Annotated in this window: 1 protein-coding gene; it reads right to left on the bottom strand. The window is 68.5% G+C overall.

Annotated features, from left to right (window positions below; all coding sequences use genetic code 11):
- The coding region (locus NX801_RS30605) for an XRE family transcriptional regulator (protein ID WP_258791228.1) at positions 1–755 on the bottom strand (755 nt) is incomplete at both ends.

Genomic DNA, 755 nt, shown 5'->3' on the forward strand with positions numbered 1-755 from the left:
ATCTCCGTCATCAGCATGCGCAGCGTGAGCGAGTGCTTCTCGGGCGGCAAGGCATCGAGAGCCGCTCTGGCGTACTCGGCACCTCCCCGGGCATCACCGGACCGGGCCAGCATCAGCCCGCGGTGCATCTCCAGGTGCGTAGCGAACCGGGGCAGGGTGGCGGGGAGCGCCTTCCGCGCGGCATCCTGAGCCTCTTCCGCCGCGTGCTCGTCACCCAGTCGTGCCGCGAGCAGTGACACGAACACGTTCCAGCGCCACCAGGGCACGGCATAGTCACTCGTCTGCTCAGGCGAGGCCACGGCGTCGAACAGCCGCTGCCCCCGCGACATCAGGGCGCGGGCTTCCCCCATGTCACCGCGCAGCGCGTGGGCATGGGCCGAGCCCATCACCGCATTGAGCAGGCCCAGAGAAGGCCGGCCCGTAATGTCCATCGCCTGCCGGGCCATCAGGTCGGCAATACCGAGGGATGCGCCTTCATATCCGAGCGCGATGGCCGCACGACCGCGCACCCAGACGCGCGTTGCCTCGTCTCCGGATTCGTCGGCCGCCCGGGCCGCCATGGTGTACCAGTGGACGGCCTTGGAACCGTCCGCACCGGGATATGTCTCCCCGAACAGCGTCATCAAGCGGGCCGCCACCGACCAGGCCTGCGGGGTGTCCAACTGCTGTTGGATGACCACCAATTCGCGGCTTACCTGCCGCTGCACATCCGCAGCCCCCAGGCTCATGTAGTCCGTACCGTACGTCGCGAGCCT

It is taken from the genome of Streptomyces pyxinae, assembly GCF_024756275.1.
Lineage (GTDB): Bacteria > Actinomycetota > Actinomycetes > Streptomycetales > Streptomycetaceae > Streptomyces > Streptomyces pyxinae.